15 protein-coding genes are annotated in these 18538 nt (G+C 58.0%); 13 read left to right on the top strand and 2 right to left on the bottom strand.

Going from position 1 to position 18538, the window contains the following annotated elements:
• The first annotated feature begins 228 nt into the window (after window positions 1-228).
• The 4 genes from PG062_RS14660 to PG062_RS14645 all read left to right on the top strand — a co-directional run bounded on the left by PG062_RS14660 (window position 229) and on the right by PG062_RS14645 (window position 4456).
• On the top strand, window positions 229-1170 hold the full coding sequence (locus PG062_RS14660; RefSeq protein WP_114001121.1) for a magnesium transporter CorA family protein: 942 nt from the start codon (window positions 229-231) through the stop codon (window positions 1168-1170).
• 117 nt (window positions 1171-1287) lie between these two features.
• The gene (locus PG062_RS14655; protein ID WP_114001120.1) at window positions 1288-1848 is read left to right on the top strand and encodes an RNA polymerase sigma factor; all 561 of its coding nucleotides are present in this window, start codon (window positions 1288-1290) and stop codon (window positions 1846-1848) included.
• A 152-nt stretch (window positions 1849-2000) separates the two neighbouring features.
• Window positions 2001-3251: a hypothetical protein gene (locus tag PG062_RS14650; RefSeq protein ID WP_270752848.1), complete on the top strand. Its 1251-nt coding sequence runs from the start codon at window positions 2001-2003 to the stop codon at window positions 3249-3251.
• Window positions 3252-3571: 320 nt separating this feature from the next.
• Complete coding sequence (locus PG062_RS14645) at window positions 3572-4456, top strand: glycosyltransferase family 2 protein (RefSeq protein ID WP_270752847.1); 885 nt, start codon at window positions 3572-3574, stop codon at window positions 4454-4456.
• 155 nt (window positions 4457-4611) lie between these two features.
• On the opposite strand, the gene PG062_RS14640 is transcribed toward PG062_RS14645, so the two are convergent.
• Both PG062_RS14640 and PG062_RS14635 read right to left on the bottom strand, forming a co-directional pair.
• A complete protein-coding gene (locus PG062_RS14640; protein WP_114001117.1) occupies window positions 4612-4995 on the bottom strand; it encodes a metal-dependent transcriptional regulator in 384 nt (127 codons plus the stop codon).
• Between the two features lie 154 nt (window positions 4996-5149).
• On the bottom strand, window positions 5150-5941 hold the full coding sequence (locus PG062_RS14635) for an Ig-like domain-containing protein (RefSeq protein ID WP_270752845.1): 792 nt from the start codon (window positions 5939-5941) through the stop codon (window positions 5150-5152).
• A gap of 798 nt (window positions 5942-6739) precedes the next feature.
• Between PG062_RS14635 and PG062_RS14630 the strand changes: the two genes are divergently transcribed.
• The 9 genes from PG062_RS14630 to PG062_RS14590 all read left to right on the top strand — a co-directional run bounded on the left by PG062_RS14630 (window position 6740) and on the right by PG062_RS14590 (window position 18008).
• On the top strand, window positions 6740-7639 hold the full coding sequence (locus PG062_RS14630) for a ribonuclease Z (protein ID WP_270752844.1): 900 nt from the start codon (window positions 6740-6742) through the stop codon (window positions 7637-7639).
• Between the two features lie 14 nt (window positions 7640-7653).
• Entirely contained in the window at window positions 7654-7995 is a 342-nt protein-coding gene (locus PG062_RS14625; RefSeq protein ID WP_114000786.1) for a NusG domain II-containing protein, read from the top strand.
• 22 nt (window positions 7996-8017) lie between these two features.
• Window positions 8018-8518: a GNAT family N-acetyltransferase gene (locus PG062_RS14620; protein WP_270752843.1), complete on the top strand. Its 501-nt coding sequence runs from the start codon at window positions 8018-8020 to the stop codon at window positions 8516-8518.
• 516 nt (window positions 8519-9034) lie between these two features.
• A complete protein-coding gene (locus PG062_RS14615; RefSeq protein WP_270752842.1) occupies window positions 9035-10180 on the top strand; it encodes an exonuclease SbcCD subunit D in 1146 nt (381 codons plus the stop codon).
• The gene (locus PG062_RS14610; RefSeq protein ID WP_270752841.1) at window positions 10177-12984 is read left to right on the top strand and encodes an AAA family ATPase; all 2808 of its coding nucleotides are present in this window, start codon (window positions 10177-10179) and stop codon (window positions 12982-12984) included. The genes PG062_RS14615 and PG062_RS14610 overlap by 4 nt, the downstream gene beginning before the upstream one ends.
• 506 nt (window positions 12985-13490) lie before the next feature.
• Complete coding sequence (locus tag PG062_RS14605) at window positions 13491-14873, top strand: aminotransferase class I/II-fold pyridoxal phosphate-dependent enzyme (protein WP_270752840.1); 1383 nt, start codon at window positions 13491-13493, stop codon at window positions 14871-14873.
• Window positions 14874-14998: 125 nt separating this feature from the next.
• Window positions 14999-15139 carry a six-cysteine ranthipeptide SCIFF gene (gene scfA, locus PG062_RS14600; protein ID WP_114000791.1) on the top strand — a complete coding sequence of 47 codons (141 nt, stop codon included), beginning with the start codon at window positions 14999-15001 and terminating at the stop codon, window positions 15137-15139.
• Between the two features lie 101 nt (window positions 15140-15240).
• On the top strand, window positions 15241-16695 hold the full coding sequence (gene scfB, locus PG062_RS14595; protein ID WP_270752838.1) for a thioether cross-link-forming SCIFF peptide maturase: 1455 nt from the start codon (window positions 15241-15243) through the stop codon (window positions 16693-16695).
• Window positions 16696-16862: 167 nt separating this feature from the next.
• Window positions 16863-18008, top strand: coding sequence for an aldo/keto reductase (locus PG062_RS14590; protein ID WP_270752837.1), 1146 nt, complete (start codon window positions 16863-16865; stop codon window positions 18006-18008).
• Window positions 18009-18538: the final 530 nt, after the last annotated feature.

The raw sequence follows: 18538 nt of genomic DNA, 5'->3' as shown, positions 1-18538 counted from the left end.
TTTTTGGGCAGGGTGCATATGGACGCTTTAACGTGGTTTCTCTATTCATTTTCTTTTTGTCCCCGTTTTTTATCCTTTTCCCCCACATCTTCCTATAATACAAATAGCCTTCTCCATCCCCTGCTTCCCCATCTTTCCCAAATCATTTATCTTCCATACTTGCGCTTTGGGTCCAAAGCAAGTATACTAAAATCTGTGATTTAACAAAGAAATGATGGTGATCTTTCCATGCTGGCGATATACGAAACCGTCAACCGGCGCTTAACCCGCGCAGACGAAATTGAGGAAGGCACATGGATCTGCCTGACTGCCCCCAGCCAGGAGGAGATCCGCGAGGTTGCCGCCACCTTAGATATTGAGCCCGCTGATGTGCAGGCCGCCCTTGACCCGGAAGAATCCGCGCGTATCAGTCTGGAAGATGGTTATACCGTCATCATTGTGGATATCCCCTTAAAGGTAGACGGCGCCGCCGAGGGCGTATACACCACCATTCCCCTTGGTATTCTGTTGACCCAGACCACCATCACCACGGTTTGCTCCGTAGATACCCCCGTATTGTCTGATTTCGCTTCCTGCCGGGTGCGCGGCTTTTCTACTAAAAAGAAGATGCGCTTTGTGTACCAGATTCTGTACCGCGCCGCCACGATGTACCAGCAGGAGCTGCGCCTGATCGACCGCCGCCGCCAGGAAATTGAGAAAAACCTGACCGGTACCCTGCGCGATAGTGACTTGATGGAGCTGCATGGGTTGGAATCCACCCTGGTATATTTCGCAACCTCACTGCGTGCCAACAGCACGGTTTTGGACCGGTTGACCCGCTACAAACGGCTGGAACAGTACCCTGATGACATGGAACTACTGGACGATGTAATCGTTGAGATTCGGCAGGCCATTGAGATGACCAGCATCTACCGCGATGATATCAAGGGCACCCGCGAGCTGTTCAGCTCAATTTTGGATAACCGCCTGAACAATGCGATGAAATACCTGACTTCCGTTACCCTGTTGATGGCTGTCCCGACCGTTATTTCCGGTTTGTATGGCATGAACGTGGACATTGACGGCATGCCGTTTTCCGGTTCTGATTATGGATTTGTCATTGTCTGCTTGCTTACGCTTGCTATTTGTGGGATCGCTGCCTGGGTACTGCACAAAAAACATATGCTCTGATTTGTATTGTTTGCCGCATCCCGCCCGCCGGGGTGCGTTTTTTACTTTTCTGCCTGTAACATTTGGGGGTGATTCCCCTATTATATAAATAGTAAGAGGAAAGCGAGGTGTGCCGCAATGACTGATGCCGACATTGTTACGCTGTACTGGGCACGGGACGAGCAGGCCATTGCACAGACCGCACAAAAGTTTGGCGCCTATTGCCGCAAGATTGCCATGAACCTGCTGGGCAGCCAGGAAGACGCCGAAGAATGCGAAAATGACACCTGGATGGCCGCCTGGAACAGCATGCCGCAAAACCGGCCGGACAAGCTTGCACCCTACCTGGGGCGCATTACCCGCAACCTGGCACTGGACCTGCGGGAGCGGCAAAATGCCAAAAAGCGCGGCGGCGGCCAGACCGAAGCCGTGCTGGAAGAGCTGGAATTTTGCCTGCCCGCCGGAGACCACACCGCGCAGGAGGTAGAAAGCGCTGAAACAGCCCGCTCCATCAGCGCATTTCTGCGCAGCCAGCCGGAGCAGGCACGCAACATCTTTATTCGGCGGTACTGGTACTGCGACGCCACCGCCGACATTGCCAAGCGCTACGGTATTGGTGAAAGCAAGGTGCGCGTTACCCTGCACCGGATGCGCACCAAACTGAAAGCCTACTTAGAGAAAGAAGGTGTCTGCCTGTGAGCTCCCGCGATTTATTCCGCGCGATCGGACAAATTGATGATGATTTGATTGAATCTGCCAACAAAACCCCCGTAAAGCACACCATTCCGTTGCAATTCCGGCATTTTGTTCCGGCAGCAGCTTGTTTTTGTCTTGTTCTGTTAGGGGCGGCGATGGTCAGTCAGGACCGTTCCGCCGGGGTCAGCCAGGCCGCCGAGACCGCTGATCTGAACGAAAGCGCCCCCGCCTATGAGGAATCCAACAGTCCCGATACCTTCAGCGCATTCAGCATGGAGGGCAGTGAACCAGATGCCGCCGCAGGCAGCGTTGCCGATGCCCCGTTGTCCTCCTCCCTGAAATCCGCGATGCAGGACAGCAGCCCCTTGCAGGCTCTGAGCGATATTTTGCTTGGCAGCGGCGCTTCCGGCAGTTCTTCCCTGCTGGCCCACAGTGCCGATGAGCTGTATTTCGGCGAAAGTCTAATTTTAGGCAGTTCCGCGGATGTTGTTCTCCCTGCCAGCCTGCCGGTCTACCGCAACAGCCTGCTGGATGCCGCCGACAATACCGATGCCATGAAAGCCCGTCTTCGCACGGTGCTGGATGCTCTTGGGCTGGATACCACACTGGCTGACACCGCCACGTTCAGCGTGGACAGCGCCGATACCATCTCCAAAACAGTATCTGATATAAAGAAATCCGCCGAGCAGCACGGGTGGGATGCAGATTCTTCCGTGCTGAATTATCTCTCTGATGCCGCACAGCTGCAGCTGAACATCCCCGAAAGCGACTGGCCCGGTGGGCTGACAATCACCGTCTCCAACGACCTGCGCACCAGTGTAGTCTGCAACAGCTCTGCCGAGGTGAAGACCTTTGCCACCCTTGCGGAAGAGCGTGTGATTGCCGCCGACCTGCAAGAGAAATACGGTTCCCTCTTTACCTCTCTGCTTGGCGGTGAATATACCGATGTGACGGATGGAGGCGACAGCACGATCTACGGCCAGCCCTCTTCCCTCTTTGTCAAGTTCGCGGCGGATTCTTTCCATTACTTGCTGGTCAGCGTAGATACCGACGGCAATCTGTTGAGCCTGCATGAAACGGACCGCACCGTGGAGCCCCTGGGCGAATACACCAGCGTTTCCCGCGCCGAGGCTGACAAGCGGCTGGCCAACGGAGAGTTTTTGACCGACAGCTGCACGGCGGAAGCGGTTGACCCCGCCGCAGAGCCGGAGCACCTTGCCAACCTGCGCCTGACCTATGTGCAGGGGAGCGCCGCCTACTACCTGCCCATGTGGGAATACACGATTGATGAAGGCCCCGCTGCCCTGGGCGACGGCGATGATGTCGACCAGACGCTGCACACCTTTTCTGCTTACTATGTGCCCGCTGTGGAGCTGGACGAAATCGACGTCCTAAAGAACAAATAAAGCCAGCAAAACCATACCGCAGGCCGAACCGCAACACCAAAATGTTCCGGGGCACAGCCTGCGGTATTTGTGTTATTGCAAAATTGCGGGTTCTGCGTTATAGTAAAGGCAATACCGCATAATTCTAAGTGCCGATATGGCGAGCGAGGTGCGGCAGATGCCAAGCCAAAAGCGCAGATAATACTGGAGTCTTATCGAGCATTTTGGCAACGCAGATGCCGTGCCGCAGCTGCCGGAGCGGTGCTTAAGCCGCAAGGCGGGAATTGTGCGGTGTTGCCTAAAGGCAACAACCTAGCCGTTTTTATATAAGGAGGCCCGCCATGCCCACCGAACCGCAGAGCCAGCCGCTAGTCAGCATTATTGTTCCTGTTTACAACGCAGCAGACCATATTGCCCGCTGTATTGAGAGCATCCGCCGCCAGACCTACCGGAATTTGGAGATCATTCTGCTCAACGATGGCAGCAAGGATGTCAGCTATGCCGTCTGCCAGAGCTATGCCGGTATTGACCGCCGCATTGTGGTGATCGACAAAAACAACAGCGGAGTTTCCGCCACCCGCAACCTTGGCATGCAGGAAGCCCACGGCAAATACTTTCAGTTTGTGGATGCGGATGATTTCATCCAGCCCTATGCCACCGAGCTGCTGGTACAGAAAGCGGAAGCCAGCCACGCCGATATGGTGATTGCCCACTACAACCGCATTGAACCGCCGGTCAGCCTGCCCAAAACCATGCGGGATACCGTGGTGGAGCGTGTGCTGGATCCCATCCTGGATCCGCAGCACCGGGTGCAGACTTTCGGCTTTTTGATGGAAGGCCCCCTGAATAAAGACGCATTTGCCTGTGGCCTGATGCAGGAGCCCGCCAGCTTTTATTACGGCGTGATGTGGAACAAGCTCTACCGCGCCGACATTGTGCGTGAGCACCCCGATGTGCGCTGCAATGAGGAACTGGACTACAGCGAGGACCTGTATTTCAATCTAAGCTTTATCCGCTACGCCCAGCAGTTCTATGCGCTTTCCACCCCCATTTACAACTATGTGCAAAACCCAGACAGCGCCGTGCACCACCTGAACCCCTTTGATGTGCTGACCACTCGGTTTGAGCTGACCACCTATTACAAGGATCTGTTCAAGCACATTGGCCTGTATGAAGAAAACAAGTACCGCCTGAACAAGTTCTTCTTTGGTGTTGCGGAAAGCTGAAGCCATCCCGCATGATTCTATTACCGCCCCGGCAGAGTTTTTTGCCGAGGCGTATTTTATTTGGCTCTATATCTCATACAGCGCGCACACTGCAGCAAAAATGCCCCGGACGAGAAACGTTTCTCGTCCGGGGCATCATAATTCTTATAAAAAACTCAGGATTCCTTCAGCATATGCTGGCTTTCGGCAAAAGCCACCAGCTTTTCAAAGGTTTCTGCGCTCAGGTCATGCTCGATCTTGCAAGCATCGTGGGAAGCAACGACAGGGTCCACACCCAGTGCAACAAAAAAGCGGGTCAGCTTTTTGTGGCGGCCATAAATCCGGGTGGCAATTTCCAGTCCCGGCGGCTCCAGGGTAATATACCCAGCACCATCCATCGAAATATAACCGGCCTGACGCAGATTTTTCATTGCAATGCTCACGCTCGGCTTGGTAACGCCCATCTCGGTAGCGATGTCGATGGAGCGGACTTCCCCGTTGCGTTCTGTCAGCATCAGGATCTTTTCCAGGTAATCCTCTGCGGATTCATAGATTTTCAACGACACTGCCTCCTTTGTGGACTTGCCATCTGTCATATTGCTATAAAATTATAGTGTTATTTTAACACATTTTTTCAATTTTGGCAAGTGTAATACTTTTTGTTTATCTTTCCGTTTTTTCTTTGCTTTTTGGGCAGATCCTCACGGTCAGGCATCATCCCGTGCTCTTGCTCTTATCGAACAACCCGCCAAAAAAGTTTGCCACGGTGCTGCCTGCTTTCTTCAAAAATTCGCGGAACGGTTCTCTTGTTTTTTCGTCAGCAACCGTTGTTTCTTCCCGGGTCGCAGCTGGGGCTTCGGTTGCTCTTGGCATTTTGGGCGGGGCCGCAGTTTCCGGCGTGGCCGTTTTTGCTGTTTCGGGTGTGGCGGCGCTTTCCGGTGTTGCCGGAGCTGCACTTTCGGGGGTAGCCGTTTCCGGGGTAGCGGTCTCTGGAGTAGCAGCAGTTTCAGGCGTTGCGGGTTCAGCACTCTCCGGCGTGGCTGTTTCCGGGGTCGCCGGCGCAGCGCTCTCCGGCGTTGCCGTTTCGGGGGTAGCCTGGGCGGCGGTCTCCGGGGTCGCGAGGGCTGCGCTTTCCGGCGTGGCGGCTTCCACAACATTAATGTTCACTTCGGCATAAAAATCCAGGTCCACACAGCTTACCAACACGGTTGCCGTGCCGGGGGTCACAGCGGTCACGTTGCCGTCCTGGTCTACTGCGGCCACACTGGGGTCAGTCGAAGCAATATGTACCACTGCATCGGTCACAGCTTGGGCAAACTCTGCCCTGTCCTGCGGCGTAATATCGGAAAGGCTGCCGGTAAACCGCAGCTCCCCGGCCAGCGCGCACTGCTGGCCAACGGCAAGCTGCACTTCATGCGGCAGGGCAAAATCTTCTGCACTGCACCCACACAACAGGCAAAGCGCTGCTGCCAGCGCGGCCAAAATCCAAATCCTGAACTTTTTCATACCGGTTTCCATTCCTTTCTGCGGCAGTGGTGCATACATCTTAAAATGCGCCTTATCCTGCCAAAAAGCTTTCTGTAATAACGAACATCGCACGAAGTACAATTTTAGGGCAATACCGCATAATTCTAAGTACCGATACGGCGAGCGAGGTGCGGCAGATGCCAAGCCAAAAGCGCAGATAATACTGGATGCTGCAAAGGTGAGCGCCGCCAGTGGCGGAAACAGCGAACCGAAGCAGGGGCAGCGGTCGCAGAGTGCGAGGGGCTTTTGCCCCCGAAGCACGATGCGGGTACCGCAACCCGACATTATCGAGCATTTTGGCAACGCAGATGCCGTGCCGCAGCTGCCGGAGCGGTGCTTAAGCCGCAAGGCGGGAATTGTGCGGTGTTGCCTTAGATAACAGTGTTCCCTCTCGGAGCGACATATATTTTCGATACGAACCTAAATGCAATCTGTAGGGGACGATGCTTGCATCGTCCCGGATGTCGGGCCTTGTCAGATATCTTGCTTCGTGATACCGGCAAACACTCCGCTGGTACACTCTGCCCCCTACGGCCGCCTTCCCCTTTCGCTTCATTCTTATCATAATACGCGGCAGGTGTGAAATTTTCAACATTTTGTGCTGTCCCCCGTTTAAAATTTTCCGGTTTTCCCGCTTGGCATGTTGTGGTATACTGTTAGCAGTATGATAAGTTGGGGGTATATGCTTTCTACAGCCACCGCCCCACAAGTTATACGATTTGTTTATCAAATCTTGTAAGAAATACATTTCGTATTAAGTCTATCGGAGGTTCTGCCATGCTGGATATCACTCTGCTTGGCACCGGCGGCACACAGCCCCTGCCGGAGCGCGCCCTGGCGGCTGCCTGCATCACGGTGGGCGGCTCCAACCTGCTGCTGGACTGCGGCGAGGGCACCCAGACTGCCGCGCGCCGGGCTGGGGTCAGTATTTTCCGCATGGACGCCATTCTGCTGACCCATTACCACGGGGACCACATTTTCGGCCTGCCCGGCATCTGGCAGACGATGGCCGCCCAGGGCCGCACTGCCCCCCTCGTCATGGCTGGGCCGCCGGGCTTGACGGATGTGGTGCGCACCTTTTACGCCGTGGCCGGACCGCTGCCGTTCGAACTACGGCTGAAAGAACTGCCGGACTGCAAAGGCGAGTTTGAAGTGCCCGCCGGGTGCGTGCAGGCGTTCCCCCTCAAGCACCGGGTACCCTGCTGCGGATATGCGTTCACCCTGCCGCGGGCGGGCAAGTTTGATCCCCAGCGGGCAAAGGCGGCGGGCATCCCCGTGCGTTACTGGTCCACCCTGCAAAGCGGCCAGCCGGTGGGCGGCTTCCTGCCGTCCCAGGTTCTCGGCCCGCCGCGCCGCGGGCTGAAAGTTGTCTATGCGACCGACACCCGCCCCTGCGCTGCGCTGCGCCGCGCTGCACAGGATGCCGATCTTTTGTTGATGGATTCCACCTATGCCGATGACGCCGACCTGCCCAAAGCGAAGTTATACGGCCATTCCACCTGCCGCGAAACGGGGGTCCTTGCCGCCGAAGCCAACGTGTGCCGCCTGTGGCTGACCCATTACAGCGCCGCCGTAACGGACCTTGCCCCCGGCCTTGCCGCCGCGCAGCAGGCGTTCCCCACCGCAGCCGCCGGGGTTGACGGCATGCGGCTGACCTTGAATTTTGACCCTGATTAAATGAGGTTTTCCCCTTGAAAAAATCTGCCCGTCTGAACATTTTGTTTGCCATCATCATTCTGCTGGCCGCCGGGGTGCTATGGCTCTGTTTCGGCCATCCGGCTGCCGGGTCCGGTCTGGTTGCCGTGCTGACCTATGGCGATGACAGCACCCAGCTGCGCATCCCGCTGGACACCGACCATCGCTATGATATTGATACCGGCTATTACACCATCCATCTGGTTGTGGAAAACGGCGGCATCCGCTTTGTGGAAAGCCCCTGCCCGGACCACACCTGTGAATCCTTTGGCGTACTGACCAAACAGGGCGATTGGGCCGCCTGCCTGCCCGCCCGCGCCAGCGTTACCGTTGAATAACCATACATTACGGAGGTTCCCCATGAAACCCACCTACAAGCAAGTGACCAAAACCCGCTATATTGAGCAGATCAGCCAGCTGGCGGAAGAAATTTTTGTTCAGCATTACACCAAGCTGACCCCAAAAGTAGCCCGCGCCCTGGCGGAAAAGTACCAGAGTGATATCCTGACGGATGACGAGATCCACAGCGGAACTGTGAATTATTTCATGATCTATCTGGGCAGCGATCCATTCGGCTATTTTGCGCTGGATCTTACCCCCACGGGGGCCATGTGCCTGTCCCGCCTGTTCCTTTTGGAAAAAGCCCGCGGCCAGGGCATTGGCCGCAGCATTGTGGCCTATGCCCAAAAACTGGCCGAAGGCGATGGCCGCAGCCGCCTATATCTACGGGTATGGGCCAAGGACCTGAAAGCTGAAGGGTTCTGCAAAAAGTGCCGCTTCCGCAAAAGCGAGACCGTCCCCATGGAAGTCCTGCCCGGCGTTACTCTCGATATCACCACCTGGGAAAAACTCTGGCGCTGACCATCCAGCCTTTTTGAAAAAAGCCTGGGCGAAAACCTTTCATGGGCCGAGCATAGGGCGGGAGTTCATCCTGGCGGACGTAAAAATTATAGAGTGTTTGCCGTATATTCCACCACGCTATTCCCCACAAAGCAACGGGCGCACAATGTGCGCCCCTACGGGTGGGATGCATACAAAATGACGATTGCGCATTATAAAACAATCTGTAGGGAACGGTCTTGACCGTTCCGCGATTTTATGGTGGATGCCACAACAAATTCATACAGAAGCCCTCCGTATATTTTGGATCCCCTGGAGGGGAGCTGTCCGCGCAGCGGACTGAGGGGTGGCTCCCCACGCAGGGCCTAAAAATAATCAGAATTTACGTCAGGCTCCCGCTTGGTCAGGTTCACCCCGCCCTACCCCACAAATTTACCATTCACCCCAAATTTCAAACTTATCCTCATCTCCAATTCCTAATTTCTCATTCCTCACTCCTAATTGAGATAACTCCTAACTTTCAAGGGGGTGCCACCTTTGAATCTTCTCCACCTCGCCGATCTTCACCTCGGCAAGCGGGTCAATGGCTTTGACCTGCTGCCGGACCAGCGCTATATCTTAGAGCAGGTCCTTGACCTGTGCGCCGCCCACAATGTGCAGGCGGTGGCGCTGGCCGGGGATATTTACGATACCGCCCTGCCCCCTGCCGCCGCCGTTTTGCTGCTGGACTGGTTTTTGACCGAGCTTGCTCATCGGAACATCCCGGTGCTGGCCATTGCCGGCAACCATGACAGCGCCGAGCGGCTGGATTATGCCGCCGGGTTGCTTTCCAACCAACAGGTCTATCTGGCAGGGCAGTTCACCAGTGCCCCCCGCCGGGTCATCTTGCAGGATGAATTCGGCGAGCTCACCTTTGACCTCCTGCCCTTTGTCCGCCCCGCCACCGTGCGCCACTGCCTGCCGGATGCCGATATCCGGGATGAAGATTCCGCCATCGCCGCCGCGCTGGGCCCGCTGCCCACTGCCGGGGAGCGTCGGGTCCTGATCGCCCACCAGATGGTGCTGGGCGGCGGCAGTCTGCCCACCTGTTCCGGCAGTGAGAGCGTTGCCGCCGATGTCAACGTCGGCACGGTTCAGGCCGTGGATGCCGCCCGCTTTACCGGCTACCTGTACACCGCCCTTGGCCACATTCACCGCCCGCAGCAGGTCGGCTGCCCCACTGTGCGGTACGCGGGCAGCCCGCTGTGCTATTCGCTGGATGAGTCCGGCGCGCAGAAAAGCGCCGTTCTGGTTCATATCGGGGCCAACGGAGCCGAACCGGAGCTTTTGCCCCTGCGCCCGCTGCACGCCATGCGCCACCTCACCGGCCCGCTGAACCAGCTGACCGCCGCCGATACCGTAACAGATGCCGAAGATTACATCTGGGCCACCCTGACCGACCCGGTTCCCCGCCCGGACGCCATGGCCGTGCTGCGTGCCGCTTACCCCAACGCCATGAAGCTGGATTACGCCCCCGGCGGCGCACTGGATACCGGCAGCGATGCCATCCAGCAGGCCGCCCAGCTGCGCACCATGAGCTTTGACGAGCTGTTCGCCCGCTTTTTTGAAAAGATGCACGGCCGCACCCTTACCCCCGAAGAAACCGCAGCTCTGGCCCAGCTGCGCCAGGAGGCCGGACTATGAAACCTGTACGCCTGACCCTTTGCGCCTTTGGCCCTTATGCCGGAACCTGCACACTGGATTTGACCGGCTTTGGTTCCAGCGGCCTCTTTCTGATCAGCGGCGATACCGGCGCGGGCAAAACTGCGCTGTTTGACGCTATCACCTTTGCCCTGTACGGCGAAACCACCGGTGCTTACCGCGAACCGGACATGCTGCGCAGCGACTATGCCATCCCCACTGATACCACCTTTGTGGAGCTGGAGTTCACCCACCGCGGCCGTACTTATACCGTCAACCGCACCCCGGAGCAGACCCGCGCCAAGCGCCGGGGCGAGGGCGTGACCACAGTTCCCGGCTCTGCCGCCTTAACGCAGGAGCCGGACGCTCCCGTGACCGGTACCAAAGCCGTGACTGCAGCGGTGACAGCCCTGCTGGGCATTGACGCCCGCCAGTTTGCCCAAATCTCGATGATCGCGCAGAATGATTTTGCCCGCCTGCTCAACGCTTCCAGCGCCGACCGAGCCGAAATTCTGCGCCGCGTGTTTGATACCGCCAGCTACCAGCGCCTTGGCAGTGCCGCCCGCACCAAAGCTGGGGAAGCTCTGCGCCAGGCCGAGTTTGCCAACCACACCGTTGTGCAGCTGCTGGCCGCTTTACAGCCTGCCCCCGGCAGCCCCCACACCGGCGAACTTGCCGATGCGCAGGACAGCCGTGACCCCTACCGTGCCCCCGCCGCGCTGGACTGGGCCGCTGAGATGATTGAAGCGGACACCGCCCTGACGGCGGAGCAATCCCAACAGCTGGATACCCTTGATGCCCGCATTGAAGCGCAGTCCGCCGCGGTGGAAGCCGCTCAAAACCGTGCCAAACTGCTGAGCAGTCTGGATGAAGCCCAGGCCAAAGCCGCCGAGCTGACTGCCCAGGCCCCCGCTTTGAATGCGGAGTGGGACAAGACTGAAGCCCGCCGCCCGGAGCTTGCCGAGCTGGATGCCAAGCTGCAGCGCTTTGCGGAGTGGGAGCCGCGCTATCAAGAGTTGGGCACCGCCGCAGCCAGCGCCAAAACCGCCCGCGCCCAGGCCGAGCAGGCCGCCGCGGCGCTGGAAAAAGACCAGAAAACTCTAAGCAGTACCGATACTGCCTTAGCCCAGCTGGAACCGCAGATCACGGCCTGCGGCGAACCGAACGCCGAGCTGGAAAGCTGCCGCAAAACCATTGAGCTGGCCCAAAGCCAGCAGCAGGACTGCCAAGCCCTGTTGGACGATATCCCCCGCCTGCACACCGCGCAAGCCAACTGGCAGCGCACTGCCGATGAATACCGGCAAAAGCAGCAGCAGGCCGATGCCGCCCAGCATTCCAGCGCCGAGATGCAGCGCGCCCTGAATGCCGCCCGCGCCGGGATTCTGGCGCAAGATCTGGTGGATGGCACCCCCTGCCCGGTGTGCGGTGCTCTGCACCACCCAGCACCGGCAGCCCCCGCCCCCAGCCATGTCACCGAAGCCGCCTGCAACAAAGCTGCGCAGGCAGCGGCGAGCGCTGCGGCGGAAGCTTCCAAAGCCTCCACCGCAGCCGGGGAAGCCAAAGCCGCAGCCCAAACCCAGCGGGATACCCTGTATGCGCGTACCGCCGCCTTTCTGGCGCACCGCCGCCAGCATTATACCGGGCCGCAGGCCGATACCCTGACCCCGGACGAGCTGCAAACCGTCCTGCAGGCCCAACATGACAGCCTGCGCCGCGGCCTTGCCGAAGTGCATGACCGCATGGCAAATGCTGAATCCCGCAAAAAAGATCTGGAAAAGCTGACCCGCCAAAAAGCCCAGCTGCAAGCCCAGCGCCCCGACCAGGCAAACGCTGTGGAGCAGGCCCGCACCGCACAGGCCAACGCCGAAAAAGCTGCCGCGGAAGCCCAGACCCGCCTTGCCGAGGGGCAGAAAAACCTGCCCTGGCCAGATGCCGCCGCTATGGCCGCCGCCCGCGCCGAGACCCAAAAACAGCGCCGCACCCTGCAAGCCGCACTGGATGCCGCCGCCAAAAGCCGCGATGCTTTTTCCAAAGAACTTGCCGCGGCCCAAAGCGCCGCCCAAACCCTGGCCGAACAGGCCGGGGATACCGCCAGCCGCCCGGACCCTGCCGCCCAGCAGCAGGCCCTTACTGCACTGCAAGCTAAGCGCAAAAACCTGCGCGACCAAAACCAGGCCGCCCTGCACCGGCTGGATACCAACCGCGATGCCCTGACCAACCTAAAAAAAGCCATCACCGCCGCAGAATCTGCCCGCGCCAACGCCGCCATGCTGGATAACCTGAGCAAGACCATCAACGGCAATCTGACCCAAAAGCAAAAGCTGCCCTTTGAACAGTATGTGCAGAGCTTTTATTTTGACGGCGTGGTCGCCGCCGCAAACCGTCGTTTTACCCGCATGACGGGCAGCCAGTATACCCTGCGCCGCCGCCAGAGCGCCGATATTGCCGCCAAGACCGCACTGGAGCTGGATGTGTTCGATGCCTACACCGGTAAGACCCGCCCGGTCGGTTCCCTTTCCGGCGGCGAAAGCTTTTTGGCGGCGCTCAGCCTGGCTCTTGGCATCAGCGATACCATCCAGGAAAGTGCCGGCGGCATCAGCGTGGATACCCTGTTTGTGGACGAAGGCTTTGGCACGCTGGACGCCGACGCCCTGCAAAAAGCCATCGACACCCTGACTGCCCTTGCCGGTTCCGATAAGCTGGTCGGCATCATCAGCCACGTCGAAACCCTCCAGGACCGCATCCCCAAACAAATCCTGGTCCAAAAGACCAAATGCGGAAGCAAAGCCCAAGTAGAACTTGGTTAATTGGAAGTCAGGAGGGAGGCGTTAGAAGTTTATGGTGCGGCTTGCGCCGCGTATTAAAATCATAACACTCTTATACTCTCTCCGTTTCCTCACTTCTAAGGCAACACCGCACAATTCCCGCCTTGCGGCTTAAGCACCGCTCCGGCAGCTGTGGCACGGCATCTGCGTTGCCAAAATGCTCGATAATGTCGGGTTGCGGTACCCGCATCGTGCTTCGGGGGCAAAAGCCCCTCGCACTCTGCGACCGCTGCCCCTGCTTCGGTTCGCTGTTTCCGCCACTGGCGGCGCTCACCTTTGCAGCATCCAGTATTATCTGCGCTTTTGGCTTAGCATCCGCCGCACCTCGCTCGCCGTATCGGCACTTAGAATTATGCGGTATTGCCCTAATTATTGCCGCTTCCAAAAATTCCGTCCTTCAACTCCTAACTCCTACCTCCTAACTTATGAACCATCTTCTCCAATCTCAACTCCAATCCTATGCTTCCTCCGGGCTTTACCCCTTGCACATGCCGGGGCACAAGCGGCGGGTGGTGCCGGCACCGGGCCTGCCCGCCGGGTGGGATATGACCGAAGTTCCCGGCGTAGATGACCTGCACGATGCAGACGGCATTTTGGCCGATGCCATGGCCCGCACCGCCGCCCTGTGGGGGGCAAAGCGAACCTGGTATCTGGTCAACGGCTCCACCTGCGGCATTCTGGCCGCCATCCGGGCCGCTGTCGTCAGTTCCGGCCGCACCGCCGTCATCTGCGCACGCAACTGCCACAAATCCGTTTACCACGCCATTGAGCTCAACCGCTTAACGGCACACTGGCTGGTGCCCCCCGTGGACCCGGCGTTCGGCATTTACGGCAGCATCACCCCCGCCATGGTAGCGGATGCCCTGCGCGCCTGCCCGGATGCCGCTGCGGTCATCCTTACCAGCCCCACCTATGAGGGTGTTTTGAGTGATCTTGCCGCCATTGCCGCTTTGTGCCACGCCGCCAACGTTCCCCTGATCGTGGACGAAGCCCACGGCGCGCACTATCTGCCACTGGCCGCCGCCCACGGCTGGCAGGGCGGTGCCATTGCTGCCGGGGCGGATGTCATCATTCAAAGCCCGCACAAGACACTGCCCAGCTTGACCCAAACCGCCCTGCTGCACTGGAACAGTTCTTTCATTCCGCCGCAGGAGCTGGAACGCCAGCTGGATGTGTTTGAAACCAGTTCCCCCTCCTATCCGTTAATGGCCAGCCTGGACGGCTGCACCGGCCTGCTGGCCGAACACGGCGATGCCTGGTTTGCCGCCTGGCGTGCCCGCTTGCAGCGGTTCAGCGGCGCTGTGCGCCCACTGCGCCGCCTGCGCGTGCTCTGCCATGGGATGGATGATGTTTCTGCCCACCCCGGCTTTTTTGCCCACGATTCCGGCAAGATCCTCGTCAACGGTGCTGCTGCCGGGCTGACCGGCCCCGCCCTGGCGGAACTGCTGCGCCGGGACTGGCAGTTTGAAACCGAGATGTCCTGTGGTGCCAACGTGCTGGCCATGACCTCCCCCTGCGATGAAGAAACCGCCCTTGACCGTTTTGCCGCTGCCCTGTTGGTGATCGATGCTGCGGCGGCGCAGAACGCTCCCCTGCCCGCCTCGGCGCAGGTGCTGCCCACCCCCGGCCCAGCCGCCTGTTCCATCGCACAGGCGCTTTTTGCCCCGCACACCGCGTTGGCACTGCAACATGCCGTTGGCCGCACCTCGGCGGAGTATGTCTGGGCATATCCGCCGGGCGTTCCGCTGCTGGCACCGGGCGAAGTGATCACTCCGGAATTCATCGCGGCCTGCACCGCCCTTGCTGCCTGCGGCACCCACCTGCACCACACTGGCCTTGGCGGTGGCTCCACTTTGGATGTTCTGCCATAGCACCATTCCTGTTGTGGGCAAAAAACTGCCCGCCTCCCCGCAAAAATCCCCGCTTTTGCTTGACAAACCCTATGGTTTCCGTGTATATTTAATATAATCTATATTTATAGAAGAGGTGAAATTTCATGAAGCACATTCAGACTCTGAACACCCGCGATATGGCTAAGAGCCTCCAGAACGGCGGCTGCGGCGAATGCCAGACTTCCTGCCAGAGCGCCTGCAAGACCAGCTGCGGCATTGCCAACCAGCCTTGCGAGAAGAAGTAATTTTTACTTGAACTGGCTTTCTGCCGGGACTGCCTTTTACCAAAAAGGCGCTCCCGGTTCTTTTTATGTAACCCCACTTTGATTCGGATATGAGGAATAGTATGATCCATCAATATAAACTCAACGGCTACAACATTGTGCTGGATGTCTACAGCGGCAGCGTTCACGCCGTAGACGAACTGGCGTATGACGCCATCGCTCTGGTCGATGCCGGCCACCCCCGCGCAGAAGCTGCCGACCTGCTGGCAAAGAAATATGCTGACCATCCCGAAGTGACCGCCGAGGACATCAACGACTGCTTTGACGATATCGAAGAACTGAAGGCCGATGGCAAGCTGTTTGCCGAAGATATTTACGCTGACCATGCCTTTGACTTCAAGAATCGTTCCACCGTTGTCAAGGCACTCTGCCTGCATGTGGCCCACACCTGCAATCTGAACTGCGAATACTGCTTTGCCGCCCAGGGCAAGTTCCACGGCCAGTCCGGCCTGATGAGCTTTGAGACCGGCAAGCGTGCGCTGGATTTCCTGGTGGAGCACAGCGGCACCCGCCACAACCTGGAGGTTGACTTTTTCGGCGGCGAACCGCTGATGAACTTTGAAGTCTGCAAACAGCTGGTTGCCTATGCTCGCAGCATTGAAAAAGAAAAAGGCAAGAACTTCCGCTTCACCCTGACCACCAACGGCATCGGCATCACCGATGAAGTCATTGAGTGGGCCAACAAAGAGTGCTACAACGTGGTTCTTTCTCTGGATGGCCGCAAGGAGGTCAACGACCGTTTCCGCAAGGATATTGCAGGCCGCGGCAGCTATGACCGCATTGTGCCCAAGTTCCAGCAGCTGGTCAAGGCCCGCGGCGGTAAGGGCTACTACATGCGCGGCACCTTCACCCATTACAACACCGATTTCACCAACGACCTGTTCCACATGGCGGATGATCTCGGCTTTGACGAGCTTTCCATGGAGCCGGTCGTGAGCAAGGCCGGCAGTCCCGAAGCCCTGACCGAAGCCGACCTACCCATCCTGTTTGACCAGTATGAGCTGCTGGCCAAGGATATGCTCCGCCGTGAAAAAGCCGGTCATCCCATCACCTTCTACCATTACATGATCGACTTGGCCCATGGCCCCTGCATTTACAAGCGCATTTCCGGCTGTGGTTCCGGCACCGAATATATGGCCGTTACCCCCTGGGGCGACCTGTACCCCTGCCATCAGTTTGTCGGCGACCCGGATTACAAGCTGGGCGATATCTGGAACGGCGTTACCAACACCGAACTGCGGGATGAATTCAAGCTGTGCAACGTGTACGCCCGCCCCGACTGCAAGGATTGCTGGGCACGCCTGTACTGCGCGGGCGGCTGCGCCGCCAACGCCCTGCACGCCACCGGCGATATCCACGGTGTGTATGAATATGGCTGCGAAGTGTTCCGCAAGCGCATTGAATGTGCCCTGATGATCAAAGTAGCCGAAAGCCTTGATCCCGAGCTGGCAGGCCGCGCCGCAACGGCAGCTCCTGCTACCGACGAGGACTGTGGCGACTGTTCCTCCTGCGAATAATTTCCTTTTCCCAGGGTGTATCTGAAAAGTCGAAAATATCGGCTGTTTCTTTGTTTTCAGATACACCTTAACCGCCGAGCCAGCAAAATCGGCGTTTCTTGTTTATCCCCGCACCAAATCTTCCATCAAATTCATCTGGCAAAGCCGGAATAAGGAGCGTAACTTGTATGGAATACCGTGTTTGCCGCAATAACCCTGCCCCCTATAATGACCTCAACGGCAAAATCAGCCTGCTGGGTCTTGGCACCATGCGCCTGCCCCTGCGGGACGCCGCCGACCAGACCAGCATTGACGAGGAAAAGGCACAGGAGATTTTTGATTATGCCTATGCCCACGGCGTGAACTATTTCGATACTGCCTACCCCTACCACGGCGGCATGAGCGAAAAGTTCTGCGGCAAAGCTCTGGCCAAGTATCCCCGCGCCAGCTATCACCTTGCCAGCAAACTGCCCGGCTGGCTGTTGAAATGCGATGAGGATGTGCCCCGTATTTTTAACGAGCAGTTGGCCAACTGCCGCACTGATTACTTTGATTTTTACCTCGCTCACTCTGTCCATGAAAGCAGCTGGTCCAATTACGTCAAGTACCACGCCTATGACCAGCTGAACGAGCTGCGCAAGGCGGGCAAAATCAAGCGGCTGGGCTTTTCTTTCCATGGCAGCGCTGAGCAGCTGGCAGAGATCCTTGCTGCAGGCGATTGGGATTTTGTACAGCTGCAGCTCAATTATTTTGACTGGGACTATCAGCAGAGCCGCAAAAAATACGAGCTGTGCGCCGCTGCCGGGCTGCAGGTCATCGTTATGGAGCCGGTGCGCGGCGGGATGCTGAACACCCTTTGCCCTGAAGCCGCCGCCCTGCTGCATCAGGCCGCCCCGGAAAAGAGCCTGGCCAGCTGGGCCATTCGCTGGGTTGCCAGCCTGCCCAATGTGCTGTGCGTACTTTCCGGCATGACTACCCTGGAGCAGGTACAGGATAACGTGGCTTCCATGGATCCCTTTATTCCGCTTTCCACCACCGAGCAGGATACCCTCGCCCGTGCGCTGGATGTGTTCAAGGCCCAAAAGCTTGCCCCCTGCACGGCCTGCAAGTACTGCATGCCCTGCCCCGCCGGGGTCAACATTCCGGGCATGCTGCACGCCTGGAACGAATACCGCCTGCTTGGTGACCGCCTCGCCACCCTAAAAGAGGAATATGAGGACGCCCCCGCCGCCACCCGCGCCGAGCATTGCATCAAGTGCGGTGCCTGCCTGCCCAAATGCCCCCAGCACATCGACATCCGTTCCATGATGAGCACCATCTGCGATACGCTGTGATTTTTGGATTTACGGGGGATTTTTCCAACCTTTTTTGAAAAAAGGCTTCGGCGAAAACCTTTAATCCAATAGGTACAATCGTATAAATAAGGCGCACCACGGGGATTATTCTGTGGTGCGCCTGTTTTTTGTTGTTCCTGTTTATGATCCCTGCCTATGCGGAATTACAGCAGGTTCAACCCTTGCCACGAACTTTTTCCCACCGTCCCATTCCGAATTCCTAATTTTTCCCCTCTCCGCGTAAAATGCCAAAAGCCCGATGTCAACACGGCATCGGGCTTTTGGATTTTCTGCATATAAAACGTTAAGGCAACACCGCACAATTCCCGCCTTGCGGCTTAAGCACCGCTCCGGTAGCTGCGGCACGGCATCTGCGTTGCCAAAATGCTCGATAATGTCGGGTTGCGGTACCCGCATCGTGCTTCGGGGGCAAAAGCCCCTCGCACTCTGCGACCGCTGCCCCTGCTTCGGTTCGCTGTTTCCGCCACTGGCGGCGCTCACCTTTGCAGCATCCAGTATTATCTGCGCTT

This window comes from Gemmiger qucibialis (assembly GCF_027689445.1).
Lineage (GTDB): Bacteria > Bacillota > Clostridia > Oscillospirales > Ruminococcaceae > Gemmiger > Gemmiger qucibialis.
This window is presented reverse-complemented; position numbering and strand designations above follow the sequence as displayed.